This window comes from Streptomyces sp. NPDC093149 (genome assembly GCF_044754145.1).
In the GTDB taxonomy this organism is placed as follows: Bacteria; Actinomycetota; Actinomycetes; order Streptomycetales; family Streptomycetaceae; genus Streptomyces.
This window is the reverse complement of sequence record NZ_JBIVON010000004.1, coordinates 1-15882: the sequence shown is the minus strand read 5'-3', so window position 1 is coordinate 15882 and position 15882 is coordinate 1. Positions and strand designations below refer to the sequence as shown.

12 protein-coding genes, 2 pseudogenes and 1 riboswitch are annotated in these 15882 nt (G+C 71.4%); of the genes and pseudogenes, 7 read left to right on the top strand and 7 right to left on the bottom strand.

Annotated features, from left to right (window positions below):
• Nucleotides 1-9: 9 nt before the first annotated feature.
• Entirely contained in the window at nt 10-639 is a 630-nt protein-coding gene (gene kdpC / locus ACIQCZ_RS13705; RefSeq protein WP_402282201.1) for a potassium-transporting ATPase subunit KdpC, read from the top strand.
• Nucleotides 640-886: 247 nt separating this feature from the next.
• Nucleotides 887-2701: an APC family permease gene (locus ACIQCZ_RS13700; protein ID WP_402282199.1), complete on the top strand. Its 1815-nt coding sequence runs from the start codon at nt 887-889 to the stop codon at nt 2699-2701.
• Here the strand turns inward: ACIQCZ_RS13700 and ACIQCZ_RS13695 are convergent.
• Both ACIQCZ_RS13695 and ACIQCZ_RS13690 read right to left on the bottom strand, forming a co-directional pair.
• Nucleotides 2691-3107: pseudogene (locus tag ACIQCZ_RS13695) on the bottom strand (DUF4232 domain-containing protein); the annotation flags it as partial. The gene ACIQCZ_RS13700 and the pseudogene ACIQCZ_RS13695 overlap by 11 nt on opposite strands.
• 217 nt (nt 3108-3324) lie before the next feature.
• A complete protein-coding gene (locus ACIQCZ_RS13690; protein ID WP_402282198.1) occupies nt 3325-4770 on the bottom strand; it encodes an MFS transporter in 1446 nt (481 codons plus the stop codon).
• A 385-nt stretch (nt 4771-5155) separates the two neighbouring features.
• Here ACIQCZ_RS13690 and ACIQCZ_RS13685 point away from each other — a divergent pair, with 385 nt between their 5' ends.
• From ACIQCZ_RS13685 to lysA, 4 genes are all read left to right on the top strand, one after another.
• Nucleotides 5156-5623, top strand: a complete 468-nt coding sequence (locus ACIQCZ_RS13685) for a hypothetical protein (RefSeq protein WP_402282197.1) — start codon at nt 5156-5158, stop codon at nt 5621-5623.
• 115 nt (nt 5624-5738) lie between these two features.
• Nucleotides 5739-6878 carry a PLP-dependent cysteine synthase family protein gene (locus tag ACIQCZ_RS13680; protein ID WP_402282195.1) on the top strand — a complete coding sequence of 380 codons (1140 nt, stop codon included), beginning with the start codon at nt 5739-5741 and terminating at the stop codon, nt 6876-6878.
• Nucleotides 6875-8158: an MFS transporter gene (locus tag ACIQCZ_RS13675; protein WP_402282194.1), complete on the top strand. Its 1284-nt coding sequence runs from the start codon at nt 6875-6877 to the stop codon at nt 8156-8158. Before ACIQCZ_RS13680 ends, ACIQCZ_RS13675 begins: the two co-directional genes overlap by 4 nt.
• 280 nt (nt 8159-8438) lie before the next feature.
• The gene (lysA, locus tag ACIQCZ_RS13670) at nt 8439-9794 is read left to right on the top strand and encodes a diaminopimelate decarboxylase (protein WP_402282908.1); all 1356 of its coding nucleotides are present in this window, start codon (nt 8439-8441) and stop codon (nt 9792-9794) included.
• Nucleotides 9795-9880: 86 nt separating this feature from the next.
• On the opposite strand, the pseudogene ACIQCZ_RS13665 reads toward lysA, so the two are convergent.
• Nucleotides 9881-10261: pseudogene (locus tag ACIQCZ_RS13665) on the bottom strand (MFS transporter); the annotation flags it as partial.
• A gap of 508 nt (nt 10262-10769) precedes the next feature.
• A riboswitch (cobalamin riboswitch) is annotated at nt 10770-10974 on the top strand.
• A gap of 27 nt (nt 10975-11001) precedes the next feature.
• On the opposite strand from ACIQCZ_RS13665, the gene ACIQCZ_RS13660 reads away from it, so the two are divergent.
• On the top strand, nt 11002-12090 hold the full coding sequence (locus tag ACIQCZ_RS13660) for a HoxN/HupN/NixA family nickel/cobalt transporter (RefSeq protein ID WP_402282192.1): 1089 nt from the start codon (nt 11002-11004) through the stop codon (nt 12088-12090).
• A 73-nt stretch (nt 12091-12163) separates the two neighbouring features.
• Here ACIQCZ_RS13660 and ACIQCZ_RS13655 read toward each other — a convergent pair whose 3' ends face one another.
• The 4 genes from ACIQCZ_RS13655 to ACIQCZ_RS13640 all read right to left on the bottom strand — a co-directional run.
• Nucleotides 12164-12937 carry an ABC transporter ATP-binding protein gene (locus ACIQCZ_RS13655; RefSeq protein ID WP_402282190.1) on the bottom strand — a complete coding sequence of 258 codons (774 nt, stop codon included), beginning with the start codon at nt 12935-12937 and terminating at the stop codon, nt 12164-12166.
• Nucleotides 12934-13965 (bottom strand): FecCD family ABC transporter permease, encoded by a 1032-nt coding sequence (locus ACIQCZ_RS13650; protein ID WP_402282189.1) that lies wholly within the window; start codon nt 13963-13965, stop codon nt 12934-12936. The genes ACIQCZ_RS13655 and ACIQCZ_RS13650 overlap by 4 nt, the downstream gene beginning before the upstream one ends.
• An 87-nt stretch (nt 13966-14052) precedes the next feature.
• Entirely contained in the window at nt 14053-15120 is a 1068-nt protein-coding gene (locus ACIQCZ_RS13645; RefSeq protein ID WP_402282188.1) for an ABC transporter substrate-binding protein, read from the bottom strand.
• Nucleotides 15121-15329: 209 nt separating this feature from the next.
• Nucleotides 15330-15882: electron transfer flavoprotein subunit alpha/FixB family protein (locus tag ACIQCZ_RS13640; protein ID WP_402282187.1), on the bottom strand; the 553-nt coding region annotated here is incomplete at its 5' end.

The following is a 15882-nucleotide window of genomic DNA, read 5'->3' as shown; positions in this document are numbered from 1 at the left end:
GATCCCACCGTGCGCACCATCCTTCCCCCCGTACTCCATCACCATCTGGTGGCCCTGCGGATGCTGCTGGCGTTCACCGTGATCACCGGCATCGCCTATCCCCTGCTCGTCACCGGCATCGCCCAGGCCGGTCTCTCCCACCGGGCCAACGGCTCGATGCTGACGACGAACGGCAGGCCGGTGGCCTCCAGCCTGATCGGCCAGGAGTTCGCCCTGCCGAAGAAGAACCCCCACGACGCCCAGGAGCCGCTGCGCCCCGACCCCGGGTGGTTCCAGCCCCGCCCGTCCGCCGCCGGCTACGACCCCACGAACTCCGGCGCCTCCAACCTCGGCCCGAACAACACCGACCTGATCAGGAGCGTCGGGGAACGCCGTGCCGCCGTCGCCGCCTTCGACGGGGTCCCGCCCGCGTCCGTCCCCGCGGACGCGGTCACCGCCAGCGGCTCCGGGCTCGACCCGGATATCTCCCCGGCGTACGCCTACGAACAGGCCGACCGCGTCGCGAGGGCCCGCCACCTCGCCCCCGCCGAGGTCAGAACTCTGGTGTCCCGGCACGTCCGAGGACGTGTTCTGGGCTTCCTGGGTCAGGAACGCGTCAACGTCGTGGAGCTCAACCACGATCTGGCCGGGCTGGTGTGACCGAGAGGCTCCTTGCCCGGCAGCCCGTCACGGCCGAAGTCCCGGGCCGGGCGGTCCCGGACAAGGGAGCCGTCCTCCTCCCGGCGGGGCAGATGCCCCGCGCGGGTGCCGAACCACCCCGGCCACGCGCCGACGGTTCTCCGAGGCACCTGGGCGAAGCCTGGCGCGTCCTTGAAGGCCCACACCGCGGTGGTCCGGTCACACTGTCCCTGGACAGCCCCCCGCACCCTGCACCGCGAGGTCACCCATGGCGTACGGTCTGGCCCGCCGCCAACTGCGGCCGAGAGTTCCGCTCCAGCACGGGGAGGGTGGCAAGTACCACTTGACCAGCCTGGAGGGGCTTGCCGCGCTGTCGTTGGACGCGCTGAGTTCGGTCGCGTACGGACCCGAGGCCATCGTGCTCGTCCTGATCGCCGCCGGGACCGGGGCGCTGACCGCCACGCTGCCGGTGACGCTGGTCATCGCCGCGCTGCTGGCGGTCCTGGTGATCTCGTACGGCCAGGTGATCGCCGTGCACCCCGATGGCGGTGGCGCCTACGCGGTGGCGAAGAAGGACCTCGGGCCGAGGACCGGTCTGCTCGCAGCGGCCAGCCTGGTCGTCGACTACGTGCTGACCGTGACGGTCAGCCTCGCCGCCGGCGCCGCCAGCCTCGCCTCCGCGTTCCCCGCTCTCGGCTCGCACCTGCTCGCCGTCTGTCTCATCGGACTCGTCCTGCTCACCGCTGTGAACCTGAGGGGTGTGGCCGACAGCGCCCGGGTGCTGATGCTGCCCACCGTGCTCTTCGTCGTGAGCATCTTCGGCATCATCGCCCTGGGGCTGCTGCGCGGCCATCCCGCGGCCGTCGTCGGAAGCGCTCAACCCGTCCATGTCACCGAGGCGTTGGGGCCGTTGCTGCTCCTGAAGGCGTTCTCCTCCGGTTGCTCCGCGCTGACCGGCGTGGAGGCGATCGCCAACGGAGTGCCCGTCTTCCGCGAGCCCCGTGTCAAGCGGGCGCAGCGCACCGAGCTGATGCTGGGCGCGCTGCTCGGGCTGATGCTGATCGGCCTGGCGGTGCTGATCCGCCGCGACCACGTGGCCCCACGCGGGGGTGTGACCGTCCTCGCCCAGCTGACCGTCGGCGCGTACGGAACGGGATGGCCCTACTACGCGACCAACCTCATGGTCACCCTGGCCCTCGCCTTCGCGGCGAACACCAGCTTCGGCGGCCTGCCCGTCCTGATGAGCCTGCTGGCCCGCGACCACCGCCTGCCCCACCTGTTCGGGCTGCGCAGGGAACGACCCGTCTACCGCTGGGGCGTGCTGGCACTGGCACTGCTCGCGGCGCTGCTGCTGATCGCCGTGGACGGTGACACGCACCGGATGATCCCGCTGTTCGCGATCGGTGTGTTCACCGGCTTCACCATCAGCCAGATCGGGCTGGTACGGCACTGGGCGGGGCAACGATCGCCGGGCCGGCTGCGGCGCGCGGCGCTCAACGGCTCGGGCGCGGTACTGACGGCCGTGGCCGGAGTGGTCCTGTTGGCCACCAAGTTCCTCGAAGGCGCCTGGGTGGTGGTCGTCACCGTTCCCCTGCTGATGCTGCTGTTCGCCCGTGTCGAGCGTTACTACACGGCGGTCGGGAAAGAGCTCGGTCTCGGAGAGATCCCCCCGGCGCTGCGGCCCGCCGAGTCCCTGGTCATCGTTCCGGTCGGAGAAGTCAGCAAGCTCGCCCAGCACGCCCTGACGGCCGCCGGCGCCCTCGGGCACGACGTCGTCGCGGTCACCGTCCACTCCGACCCGGTCGAGGCTCAGGAAATGAGCGACAGATGGGAACGCTGGAACCCGGGCGTACGTCTGGACATCATCGACAGCCCGCAGCGCTCCCTGGTGCAGCCGATCGTCGAGTACGTCGAGCGGGCGGCGGAGGAAGGGCGGCAGATCGCCGTCCTCATCCCGGAGGTCGAGCCGCTCCACCGCCGCTACCAGATCCTGCAGAACCAGCGCGGCATCCTGCTGGCCGCCACGCTCATGGCCCACACCGATGTCGTCGTCTGCATGCTCCCGTACCGGCTCAGCCGGTGAACGCCGCATTCACGGCGCGCCTCATGACCGTGCGGCGCGCCGCGCACCCGCGGGGGCAGCCGACCTCGTCGGCGGGGCCGGCCTCCAGCTCGGGGCCGCTGCCCGAACCGACGGTGGCGAGGGGCGAGCCGGCGGACCCCCACGATCGCCTGACGCGTGTCGTTCGGGGTGTGACCACGATCCGGGTGGGCCGGACGCCGCTGCCGCCCGTGTCGTCGGCCGGGAACTGGAGGGTGAAGGCGGCCGAGTCACCGGGCTCGGGGGTGTCCGGGTACGCCTTCTCGCTGTTGCGCGCGACCGGGACGGTTCCGGCGTCGGTCCTCAGGCCGACGCCGGGGAAGCCACTGGTGCGGCAGTTCTGTCCGCCCCTGTCGAAGAGCTGGACCGTCACGACGCCGGTGTCCTTGTCGCCCGAGCCCGCGCTGCCGACGGCTCGGCATCGGCGGAGCCGGACATGCGGCGTGCCGGCTCATCGGTGGGTGCGGCCCCGGTGCGGGAGAAGTACCGCGGTGGTGGCCGGGGCGAGAAGCCGGCCGGGCGGTGGACGTGTTGTCCGTGCCCGGCCGGCTGTCCGACCGTCGGTGACGCGGTCGGGGTGCGGCACCGCGAGGCGGCAGCCCCTTTCAGGCTGTTGCCCTTTCCTGCTGCTCTCCGCTGTCGGCCTCGTCGGTGGAGGGCGTGGTGCGCAGCGTCAGCAGGGCGGCGAGAGCGCCGACCGCGGCGAGAACCGCGGCACCGAGGAAGGCGGCGGAGAAGCCGTTGGTGAGGGCCGTCGGGTTTCCGGGCTCGCGGGCACCGTGTGCGGCGGCGAGTGCGGTCATGGCGGCGAGACCGAGGGCGGAGCCGACCTGGTAGCTGGTGTTGACGATCCCCGAGGCGAGGCCGCCCTCCTCCGGACGGGCACTGGACAGTGCGGTGCCGAGCGACGGAATGAACGCCAGCGACATGCCCACGGCCGAGAGCAGGGAAGCGGGCAGGACGTCGACCCAGAAGGTCCCGTCCGGGCGGGCGAGGGACAGCCAGTACATTCCCGCGGCGAGAGCGAACAGCCCGAGGACGATGAGGGGCTTGGGCCCGAACCTCCTGATCAGGCGCGGCGCCAGGACGATCATCATGATCATGATGGCGACCGTCATCGGCAGCAGGGCGGACCCGGAGGCGAAGGCGCCCAGCCCCAGGACCTGCTGCAGGTACAGGTTGAGGAAGAACCACATGGGGATCCACGCGGCGGCCATGAGCAGCTGTGCGATGTTGGCGCCGGCCAGGTTGGGCGCCTTCCAGATCCCCAGTCGCATCAGCGGTTCGCGCCGCTTGGACTGGAGCGCGACGAATGCGGCGATCAGGGCCACGCCGGCCAGGAGGACCAGCCAGGTGTCCGCGGAGCTCCAACCGGTCTCGGGGGCGCGGACGACGGCGTAGACGGCGGCGGCCAGCCCTGCCGTGACGGTGATTGCTCCGGCGAGGTCGATCGAGCCGCGGCGTCCCGTGTCCGCGGGCATGACGGCGGGTGCGGCGGCCAGGACGATCAGGGCGATGGGGATGTTGATGTAGAACACCCAGGGCCAGCTTGCGTATTGCGTGATGATCCCGCCGAGGAAGACGCCGGCGGTGCCTCCGGCCGGGGCGGCCGCGCCGTACAGCGCGAAGGCCTTCGGCAGCTCCTGGGGCCGTGAGCCGAACAGCGTCATGAGAAGGGTGAGGGCGGACGGGGCGATCAGCGCCGCACCTATGCCTTGCAGGGCTCGTCCGGCCAGCTCTGCCCAGACCTGACCGGCGAGGCCCGCGGTCAGGGAGCCTGCGGCAAGGACGATCCAGCCAGCACTGAAGAGGCGCTTGGCGCCGAGCAGGTCCGACAGGCGTCCGCCGAGCAGCAGGGGCCCGCCGAAGGCGACGACGTAGGCGTTGAACACCCACGACAGGTTCTCCTGCGAGAAACCCAGGTCGGTCTGCATCTCGGGCAGGGCCACACCGATGATCGACGTGTCCATGATGACCACGAACTGGGCCAGGGCGATCAAGGCGAGCGCGGTCCATCGGCGCGAACCGGTCGATGCGGTCGGGGTGGTCATCGCAGTACTCCTATACGGGAGGGGGGTATCTGTGAATGAGGAATCTACCCCCTAGGGGTATCGATGGCCAGCCTGGTGGGCGAACGCCCCGTTGTTCGCCGCCGAGGTGGTCGCGTACGGGGCTCCGTGGGTCGCCGCACGTCTGTGCGGGCGGGTCGCGTCCGGTGGCGCCCCTTGCCTCCGCTCCGCGGGTGCGGGCGTGGGTCACTCCGTCGGCGTTGCGGTGAACTCCGCCGGCGGCACCGGGTGTTGGGGGTGCTCCCCACCGTCTCGCCGGCCGAGTTCCGTAGCAGACGCGCGGGGCTCACGCTGTCGCGACAAGGGATTTCACCCGTACGTCCGCATAAATGCGTATCACTCCATTTTTGACGATACGGTCGACGACGTGCTGTCAGCTGCTGCCCCGGGGCCGGGAGTCCGCCGCCTCGTCATCACTCTTCTCCTGAGCCTGGCGACCGTCGCCGTGGCTCACGTGCTGATGTGTGGTGTGCAGGCGCAGGACGGGCACCACGTGACACCGATCAGCGGCTCGCTGTCCGCGATCGCCCCTGATGCGCGGGGCATGGCGCACATGGGGGACGCCCCGGAACCCGCCGGCTGCGACGCGTCCGGGGCAGGGCACCATCCGGCGGCTCCCGGCGGGTGCTGCGATTCGGCCGTGCTCCTGGGCGAGGTGTCGACGCGATCCGTACTCCCTCTCCTGGAGGCCCTGCTGCTCACCCTGGCCGCGTGGGGACTGATGGAGTCGGGCCTTTCGGGTCTCGCGCACCGCCCCCGCGGTCTCGCAGCCGAGGGGGCGTCGCCCCCCACGGGATGCTCTCTGCTGCGCCTGGTCTGCGTCAGCCGTACGTGACACGGCTCCGTGCGCCCGGTCGCTCCGCCGACCGCCCGCACGAGCCGCGCCCCCACCCGTACCGCTCTCACGCAACGGCCCCGTCCCGTCGTGGCCGTGGAAGGACCAGGTCGGCATGACCACTGCTCTGGGCAGCATTTCCCCCGACGACGTGCACGCCTTCGTGGCGGCACACGAACTCCCCGAACCCGCGGGCGCCCCCCGCCGCACCCCCGCCGGAATGGTGGGAAACACGCCGGTCCTCTGGGTCGGAAGCCCCTTCAGCCCCGCCGACCGCGGCTTCTGGGCCAAGTTGGAGGGCGCCAATCCCGGCGGTATCAAGGACCGTCCGGCCCTCCACATGGTCGCGGCGGCCCGAGCCCGCGGAGAGCTCCGCCCCGGCGCGCCCGTCATCGAGTCCACCAGCGGAACCCTCGGACTCGGTCTCGCACTCGCGGGCATCACCTACGGCCATCCGGTCACGCTGGTCACCGACCCGGGCATGGAACCCCTCATGGTCCATCAGCTGCGGGCCCTCGGCGCCCGCGTGGAGGTCGTCGAGGAACCGAGCCCGGCCGGCGGCTGGCAGCAGGCGCGCAGGGACCGCGTCCGCTCCCTGCTCGCCGCGGCTCCCGGCTCCTGGTGCCCCGACCAGTACCACAACCCGGACAACCCGGCGGCGTACGCGAACCTCGCCCTCGAACTCGCCGTACAGCTCGGCCGGGTGGACGTGCTGGTGGCCGCCGTCGGAACGGGCGGACACTCCGCCGGGATCACCCGTGCCCTGCGCGCGATCTCACCGGGCGTGCGGCTGGTCGGTGTCGACTCGGTGCGCTCCGCCATCTTCGGCCAGCCCGCCGGAGACCGCCTGATGCGCGGCCTGGGCAGCAGCATCCATCCCTGCAACGTCGACCACGCCGCGTTCGACGAGGCCCACTGGGTCGCACCGGGCGAGGCGGTCTGGGCGGCCCGGCGGCTGGCCAGACACCACTACACGAGTGGCGGCTGGAGCGTCGGCGCCGTCGCGCTGGTGGCCGGCTGGCTCGCCCGCACCCATGCCCCGGGCACCCGTATCGCGGCGATCTTCCCCGACGGAGTCCATCGATACTGGGACACGGTCTACAGCGACGACTACTGCCGTGCGCACGACCTCCTCTCACGCCCGCCCGCGGACGACCCCGACGAGATCGGCCATCCCGGTGAGCGCGCCGTGGAGCGCTGGACACGCTGTGCGAACATCACCGCGCCGCACGTGGACGAGGTGGCCGCGCGATGAGGGGACTCGTCCGGCAGTTCCGCTCCTTCGACGGCGCCGTCCGGCTGCTGATGGTCCAGCAGTTCACCATCAACACGGCGTTCTACATGCTGATGCCGTACCTCGCGATCCACCTCTCGGGCGGCCTGGGCATGGCCGCCTGGGCGGTCGGACTGGTGCTCGGCGTAAGAAACTTCAGCCAACAGGGCATGTTCCTCATCGGCGGCACGCTCGCCGACCGGCTCGGCTGCAAGAACGTGATCGTCACCGGATGCGTGCTGCGGACCGTCGGCTTCGCACTGCTCGGCCTCGTCGATTCGCTGCCCGCCCTGGTCCTCGCGTCGGCGCTGACCGGCTTCGCGGGCGCGCTGTTCAACCCGGCCGTGCGGGCCCATCTCGCACGGGAGGCGGGGGAGCGCCGCGTGGAAGCGTTCGCACTGTTCAACGTCTTCTACCAGGTCGGCATGTTCGTCGGTCCCTTGATCGGTCTCTCCCTGATCGCGCTGAACTTCCGGATGGTGTGCGCGGTGGCGGCGCTCCTCTTCCTCGGGCTCACTCTCGTACAGATCAGGGCCCTGCCCGACCGAGGACGTCCGTCCGAAGCGGGCGAGGGGCGCCAGGGAGTGCTCGCCGACTGGCGCGCCGTGGCGTCCAACCGCCCCTTTCTGCTCTTCTCGGCGGCGATGATCGGCTCGTACGTCCTGTCCTTCCAGGTCTATCTGGCGCTGCCGCTCCAGGCGCAGCGGGTGGCTCCGGGGAGCGGGGACGGCGTCACCACCGCGCTCTTCGCCGTGTCCGCCGGTGTCGCGGCGGCCGGGCAACTGCGCATCACCGCCTGGGCGCGGGCGCGCTGGTCGCCCGGCCGCTCGGTCGTGTACGGCCTGGCGCTGATGGGCGGCGCCTTCACACCGCTCGTGGTCGCCGGGGCACCGCCCGGGGGAGAGGGACCGCTGATCCGGGCGGCGGCCCTGGTACCGCTGTTCCTCGCGGCCGCCCTGCTCGCCCTCGGTACGGCCCTGGTGTACCCGTTCGAGATGGACACCGTCGTCACGCTCTCCGGCGACCGACTGGTCGCCACCCACTACGGTCTGTACAACACCGTCTCGGGCGTCGGGATCACCGTCGGGAACCTCGCGACCGGAGCCGTGTGGGATGCCTCCGCCGAGCAACCGCGCCTGCCCTGGCTGATGTTGTGCGGCGTGGGCCTGATGTGCGCCGCCGCGGTCGCCGCCTTGATGCGGACCGGGAGGCTCGGTCCGTTCCGGGCCGGCCGGGCGAGGGAACCGGTTCCGCAGCGGTGAAGGGCGTGGGCGGCCACGGGGACCGCGCCGCACGATGCGCGCCGCACAGGTGAGGGGCGCAGGGCGAGCGGTCTTCGTCAAGCCGGCGTCAAAGGCCGGGTGTGCGGGGTCAAGAGGCCGCTAACAGGGAGGCACGCCCCCGGGTGGGCGGGCATAGCGTCACCGGTGCGTCCCGGTCCTCGGCGATCCGGGGCGCTGTGTCCGTCTCCAGGAGAAGGACCCGGCTCGCGAGCCCGTCTCCTGCGTCGACCTTCCACCGACCGGGGGGAACTCCATGACCATGCCCTTGCCGGGACCGTCGGCGCCGTCTCCGGCGGTGCCCGCGCCGCCGGACCACGCCGACGGCCTGTCCGTCTGGCCCGCTTCGGCACGACTCGCCTCCCACGGCGATGTCGAGGTGGGTGGCGTCTCCCTCGTCGAGGCGGCGTCACGGTTCGGCACCCCGGTCTATCTGCTCGACGAGGCCGAGGTACGGGAACGCTGCCGCACCTACCTGCGGGCCTTCCCGGACGCCGAAGTCGTCTACGCGGCGAAGGCGTTCCTCTGTCGCGCCCTGCTGCACTGGGTGCGGGAGGAGGGCCTCGGCCTCGACGTCTGCTCCGCGGGCGAGCTGGAGCTCGCCGTCACCACCGGGTTCCCGCCCGAGCGCATGGTGCTGCACGGCAACGCCAAGAGCCCCCAGGACCTGAGCGCCGCGCTGCGCCTAGGCGTCGGAAGGATCGTCATCGACAGCGCGTGGGAGATAGCCCGGCTCTCCGCACTCGTCCCCGACGGCGCCCGGCAGAAGGTCCTGGTGCGCGTCGTTCCGGGCGTGAGCGCAGGCAGCCACGCGGCGATCCGCACAGGCACGGACGACCAGAAGTTCGGGCTCTCCCTCACCGATGGGAGCGCCCGGCACGCCATCGCCCGGATACTCGACCAACCGCGGCTCGAACTGGTCGGCCTGCATTGCCACATCGGCTCGCAGATCACCACCGTCAAGCCCTACCTGACCGCGCTGCGACGGATGGTCGGGCTGCTGGCCCAGATCCACCACCAGTACGGAATCGTCCTGCCGGAGCTGGACCTGGGCGGCGGTCACGCGGTCGCCTACCGGCCGGGGGAGACCGCGCTCGACATCCCGTCCCTCGGTGCCCGCATCCGCGGCGAACTGGCCACGAGCTGCGCCGCGGCCGGTATCCCCGTACCCCGGCTCGCCGTCGAGCCGGGCCGCGCGCTGGTCGGGCCCGCGGGTGTGGCGCTCTACCGGGTGCTCGCGGTCAAGCAGACCGGCGACCGCGTCTTCGTCGCGGTGGACGGCGGGATGAGCGACAACCCACGGCCCGCGCTGTACGGGGTCCGTTACGCACCCCGGCTCGTCGGCCGCCGCTCGACGGCCGGGCCCCGTACGGCCACCGTCGTCGGCCGGCACTGCGAGGCGGGCGACGTGCTCGCCACCGATGCGCAGATGCCGGGCGACATCCGTCCGGGCGATCTGGTGGCCATCCCCGTCGCGGGCGCCTACCACCTCTCCATGGCGTCCAGTTACAACGCGGTCGGCCGCCCGCCCGTGGTCGCCGTCCACGACGGCGGCGCGCGGCTCCTGATCCGCCGCGAGTCCCTCGCCGACATCAAGGGCCGCGACATCGGTCTCTGAACCACGCATCCACGTCGGTGGAACGCCCCGCAACGCGTGGTGGACCGGGGCCGTGAGCGATCCGGGGCCCGGCCCTGCCCGGGCGGCAGGCTGAGAACACCGACGAGGAAGGCGACGCCGAGCAACGCCGGAGCACCGAGCAGACCCAGCAGATACGCGGCGGGGATCGCGGCCAGTGCCGGAGCGCGGCCCAAGTCCGCCAGCATCATCACGTCGCGGGAACGCCGACGGCCCACCCACGCACCGGCGAAGAGCGAGATCAGCAGGATGGGTGCCTGTTCCACCGCACGCATGACTCCGACTTCGGCGGCGCCGGCGTCCAGCGTCACCACGGCGATGAGCGGCAGGACCACCTGGGCGGCCTGTGCCCCGAGTTGAGAGGCGGTCTGCCCCGCCCAGAGCCTGCGGAAGTCACCGTCCCGCCACAGGCTCGGCAGGGCCGGCCGACCGGAGCGGGCCGCCTTCACCGCGGGCCTCCTGCCCGCGGACCGCCGGGCAGGCCCGGCCTGCCGGGCGCCAAGGTCACACGGAGCCCCGAAGGGCGAGCCGCGTCGAAAGCCCCCTCGGAAGCGGGACCGCGTGTGCGCCGGACGATGCGACGGTGTGCGGGCACGGCAGGAGAATCGGACGGCACAGGGCCCCCTTGAGCTGCTGAGAACGGCGCCCGCCGCGCGGCGCACAGCAGGTGCGCCGGCCCGGGCGAGGGAGGGTTCGCCGTGCCGCGGATCGAGGGCAGCACGCGATGACGGGCCGGTCGCGGCCTACAGGGTCAACGCGCGCTCGGGTGACCGGGCATCTCAGCTCCTCAAGGGTCTTCGGGTGCCGAAGGCAGACGGACGGCAGCCTTTCGACGAAGGGAATTTCGCCGGGCACCGAGGAGGAGAGGGAGGACCACGGCCCGACGCCCTGCCGGAAGTTGAGGCCGTCATCCCCCTGGCCCGCCCGCCCGGCTTGTGGGCGCCGCTCACCACAACGCTAGAGTGGGTGCGCCGTGGTGTTCGGGAAGACCGGTGACAGACTCCGAGGAGTCTCAGGCCGGAGCGGCCCTCGCCACTGTGATCGGGGAGTATCCGTCCCAACGACTGCCACTGGCCGCAGAGCGCGGCTGGGAAGGCAGGGGCGGACACGAGCGCGAGCGAACCCGTCAGCCAGGAGACCGGCCACGGCATCTCACGAAGTCATCCACGAGGTGCTGGAGCGTGACCGTATGACCCTGCCCGATTCCGCCGTGTTCACGTGGCGGCGCGAGGACACCGTTCGAACCGTGGGGCTGCTCGCGGTGATAGCCGCCCTGCACGTGGTGGCGTTCGGTGTGCTGTTCCTGCTCGTCCTGCCACAGCACTACGAGGTCGGTTCCAAGGCGTTCGGCATCGGGCTCGGGATCACCGCGTACACGCTCGGCATGCGGCACGCCTTCGACGCCGATCACATCGCCGCCATCGACAACACGACCCGCAAACTGATGGCCGACGGCAAGCGCCCCGTGTCGGTCGGCTTCTGGTTCGCGCTCGGACACTCCAGCGTGGTCATCGCCATGGCCGCGCTGGTCGCCGGAGGAGCGCGGCTGGCCGGGGTACTGATCAACGAGAACTCGGGCACACACCAGGTGCTCGGTGTGGTGGGTACGACCGTCTCCGGATCCTTCCTCTATCTCATCGCCGCGTTGAACCTGGTCGCACTCGTCGGCATTCTGCGCGTGTTCCGGGCGATGCGGGCGGGCCGGTTCGACGAGGCCGAGCTGGAGCAGCATCTGGACTCGCGCGGGTTCATGAACCGGATCCTCGGCAGGTTCACCCGGTCCATCACGAGGCCGGGCCAGATGTATCCGCTCGGCTTCCTCTTCGGTCTCGGCTTCGACACCGCCACGGAGGTCACCCTGATGGTCATGGCGGGCAGCGGGGCCGCGGCGGGCCTGCCCTGGTACGCGATCCTGTGCCTGCCGCTGCTGTTCGCCGCCGGAATGAGTCTGTTCGACACGCTGGACGGGACGTTCATGAACTTCGCCTACCAGTGGGCCTTCTCCAACCCGGTGCGCAAGGTGTTCTACAACCTCGCCATCACCGGCCTGTCGATCGCCGTCGCCTTCCTCATCGGCACGATCGAGCTGGTCACCATACTCCACGACAAGCTCGGTCTGCGGGACCCGGTCACCGGCTGGATCTCCGGCCTGGACCTGGGCAACGTCGGCTACATCATCGTCGGACTCTTCGTGATGGTGTGGGCGGCGGCCCTGGCCTACTGGAGGATCGCGAAGGTCGAGGAACGCTGGACGGGCCGCGCTCCCGGCGGTGGCTGATGCCGTGTCGCACACCGCCGAGAGCCCCGCGCCGTCGAGCCGCCCGGTCCGGCCCGCGGTGGGACGGGCACGGTCACACGGCCGACCGGTGATCGAAGGCGATCAGCGGATCACCGGTCAGCGGATGCTCGACCACCGCCGCCCGCACGCCGAACACCTCCGCCAACAGGGCCGGAGTGAGCACCTCCAGGGGAGTGCCGGACGCCACCAGCGCTCCTTCGTGCAGCACATGCAGGCGGTCGCAGACCGAGGCCGCCGCGTTCAGGTCGTGGAGCGAGACCAGTGTGGTGCGCCCCTGCGCCCGCAGCAGTGACAGCAGCTCCACCTGGTGGCGCACATCGAGGTGGTTGGTCGGCTCGTCCAGCACCAGGACATCCGGGTCCTGCGCGAAAGCCCTGGCCAGCAGGGCCCGTTGGCGTTCGCCACCCGACAGCGCGGAGAATCGGCGGTTCCCGTACCCTGCGAGACCGACCCGTCCCAGGGCCCGGGTGACGACGGCCCGGTCCGTCCCGTCCTCACCTGCGAAGGCCCGCTTGTACGGGGTGCGGCCCATCACCACGATCTCGTGGACGGTCAGATCGAAGTCCCCACCGCGCTCCTGCGGCAGAGCGGCGACATGCCTGGCCGCTTCGGCGGGCGGCAGCACCCCGATGTCCGTACCGTCCAGGAGCACCCGGCCCGCTACCGGGCGCAGATGCCGGTAGACGGTGCGCAGCACGGTCGACTTGCCGCTGCCGTTGGGGCCGACCAGCCCGGTGATCTCGCCCGAGGACGCGATGAGATGCAGCCCCGAGACCACGGTACGGCCGTCGTAGGCCACCCGGAGGTCGTGTACGTCGATTCTCATCGGCCGTGCTCCGAACGCCGGTCCAGCAGAAACAGCAGGACGGGCGCGCCCAGCAGCGCCGTGACCACACCGATGGGAAGCTCCTGATCCGGCAGCACGGTGCGGCAGAGGGTGTCGACGACGACGAGGAGCACCGCACCGGTCAGCGCGGACACGGGCAGCAGCCTGCGATGGTCCCCTCCGACCAGCAGTCGGCACAGATGCGGCACCAGCAGCCCCACGAATCCGATGGCGCCGGAGACGGACACGAGCACGCCGGTCAGCACACTGGTGACCACGAACATCTCGCGCCGCAGCCGCACCACGGAGACACCGAGCCCGGCCGCCGTCTCGTCACCCATCAGCAAGGCGTTCAACGCCCTGGCCCGGCCCTGAAGCACGGCAAGGCCCAGCACGACGGCCGCCGTGGGCGCGGCGAGCGAGCTCCACTGCGCACCGCCGAGGCTGCCCATCAGCCAGAACAGCACGCCCCGGGTCTGCTGCTCGTCACCGGCCCGCAACACCAGATAGCTGGTGAACCCCGCCAGGAACTGTCCGATCGCCACCCCCGCCAGCACGAGACGCAGCGGCGAGAAGCCACCGCCTCGCCGGGCCACCGTCCAGACCAGAGCGAACGACAGCAGCGCTCCGGCGAACGCCGCGCCGCAGACGCCCAGCCCGAACAGACCCCCGGTGCTCGCGCCGAGGACGATCGCCGCCACGGCCCCCAGAGAAGCACCGTTGGAGATGCCCAGAAGGTGGGGATCGGCGAGCGGATTGCGCACCAGGGCCTGTACAGCGGTGCCGACGACGCCGAGTCCGGCACCCACGACGGCCGCGAGCAGGGCTCGGGGGACCCGCAGCTGCCACACGATCAGGTCCCGGGTGCCCGGCCGCGCGGCCCCGCCGGTCAGCCGGTGCCCCACCGTCGACCACACCTCGGACACCGCCACGTGCGAGGAACCCCAGGAGACGGCGGCCGTGAGCCCCAGCAGCAGTGCCACCGCGAGAGCGGCGGCCACCCACCGGGCGGGAAGGGGCCGCAGCACGTATGCGGATCCCCCGGCGCCGGGTGCTTCGGGCCCGACCGGGCCAGGACGACCGGCCGCCTTGCCGGCCGAGCTGTCGAGGGCCATCTACCGTCCGCCCTCGAACCGGTCGGCGTGCACCGTGCGAGCGATCTGCTCGACCGTGTCCGCGTTGCCGACGCCGGCGATGGTGGTCCGTTCCGAGCGAATGCGCAGAAACCTGCCCTCCTCGACCGCGGTGAGTCCGCGCGTCGCCGGGAACGACTTGAGGAACTTCTCCGCCTCGTCGAAAGCCCTGTCGTCGGACGCGGCACTGCCCCGGTTCCTCACGGCCAGCTGGATCCAGTCGGGGTTCTTCTCGACGACGTCCTCCCAGCCGACCTGCTTGTGGTCGCTGTCGCAGTCGCCGAAGACATTGCGCGCACCGGCCAGCCTGATCACCGCGTTGGCCACCTGTTTCCCGCACACGGCCATCGGCTGTTCGGTCCCGCCGTCGAAGTCGAAGACGAAGTACGTCGGCCGCCGGGACTCCGGCAGATCGCCCAGGGCCCTGCGCACCGCGGAGATCTTGCCCTCCATGGCGTCGACGAGGGCATCGGCCCGTTCCGAGGTGTCCGTGAGCGCCCCGAGCCGCCGGATGTCGTCCGTCACGTCGGACAGATCGTTCCTGGGCCCTTCGCGTATCGATGCGCAGGCGGTCGACCGGAGTTGCACCACCTTGATTCCGGCGGCCCTGTACTCCTCAGGCCCGGGGACCGTGTTGTCGCCCCCCATGCCGCCCATCGAGGAGAACGTCTCCAGATAGACGTCAGCACCCGAACCCAGCAGTCTCTCCTTGGGAATCACCGTCCTGCCGAGCACCGGTACCTCGGCGGCCTGCGCGGCCAGCCCCTTCGGCAGCGCGCCCCTGCCCGGAGGGAACCCCGTCCCGATGACCCTGTCCGACGCACCGAGCCGAAGCAGTAGTTCCAGACCGGAGGCGTTACTCGTCACGATCCTGCGCGCGGGCGCCTCGAAGGTGGTACGGACCCCTGCGCAGTCCTCGACGACCATGGGGAAGCCGGCCGCCGAGCCCGTCGGGCGGCCGTCCGGACCGGCCCCGGAGCCGGTCGGGCCGCAGGCTGCAGCGAGCAGTCCCAGAACGACGAGGCCACCACATGTCCGACGACCGCTCAACACAATCCCACCCTCGACATCGCGCTCGGAACGAGTCGCTGATCGCGACTTCGATGAGGTGGTCGTGGAGCCGGCGGCGCGAGTTCCCCCGGACACCGTGCGTCTTGCGTGGGCCGAAAGGCTCCGGGCGCTCGAAAGCGGTCCGGGGCCGTGTGGTGAGTACACACCACACGGCCCCGGACCGTCGGGACGCCATAGGGGACGCAGGGTCAGCCCTTGCGGGACTTGACCTCGTCGGTGAGCTGGGGCACGACCTGGAAGAGGTCGCCGACGACGCCGTAGTCGACGAGGTCGAAGATCGGGGCCTCGGCGTCCTTGTTGATCGCGACGATCGTCTTGGACGTCTGCATGCCCGCCCGGTGCTGGATCGCACCCGAGATGCCCGACGCGATGTACAGCTGCGGGGAGACGGACTTGCCGGTCTGCCCGACCTGGCTGGAGTGCGGGTACCAGCCCGCGTCCACCGCGGCACGCGACGCACCGACCGCCGCACCGAGCGAGTCCGCGAGCGCCTCGATGACCGCGAAGTTCTCCGCACCGTTGACACCACGGCCACCGGAGACGACGATCGCGGCCTCGGTCAGCTCCGGACGCCCCGTCGACTCACGCGGCGTACGGGAGAGCACCTTCGTGCCGGTCGCCTGCGCGGAGAACGACACCGCCAGCGCCTCGACCGCACCCGCCGCCTCAGCCGCCTCGACCGGAGCCGAGTTCGGCTTGACCGTGATCACCGGCGTACCCCTGGAGACCCGGGACCTCGTC

Excerpts from the sequence above, each read along its gene's own strand:
- ACIQCZ_RS13675 (WP_402282194.1), top strand. The coding sequence starts at position 6,875 with ATGAGGGGACTCGTCCGGCAGTTCCGCTCCTTCGACGGCGCCGTCCGG.
- ACIQCZ_RS13655 (WP_402282190.1), bottom strand. The coding sequence starts at position 12,937 with ATGAGAATCGACGTACACGACCTCCGGGTGGCCTACGACGGCCGTACC.
- ACIQCZ_RS13660 (WP_402282192.1), top strand. The coding sequence starts at position 11,002 with ATGACCCTGCCCGATTCCGCCGTGTTCACGTGGCGGCGCGAGGACACC.
- ACIQCZ_RS13680 (WP_402282195.1), top strand. The coding sequence starts at position 5,739 with ATGACCACTGCTCTGGGCAGCATTTCCCCCGACGACGTGCACGCCTTC.
- lysA (WP_402282908.1), top strand. The coding sequence starts at position 8,439 with ATGCCCTTGCCGGGACCGTCGGCGCCGTCTCCGGCGGTGCCCGCGCCG.
- ACIQCZ_RS13700 (WP_402282199.1), top strand. The coding sequence starts at position 887 with ATGGCGTACGGTCTGGCCCGCCGCCAACTGCGGCCGAGAGTTCCGCTC.
- ACIQCZ_RS13690 (WP_402282198.1), bottom strand. The coding sequence starts at position 4,770 with ATGACCACCCCGACCGCATCGACCGGTTCGCGCCGATGGACCGCGCTC.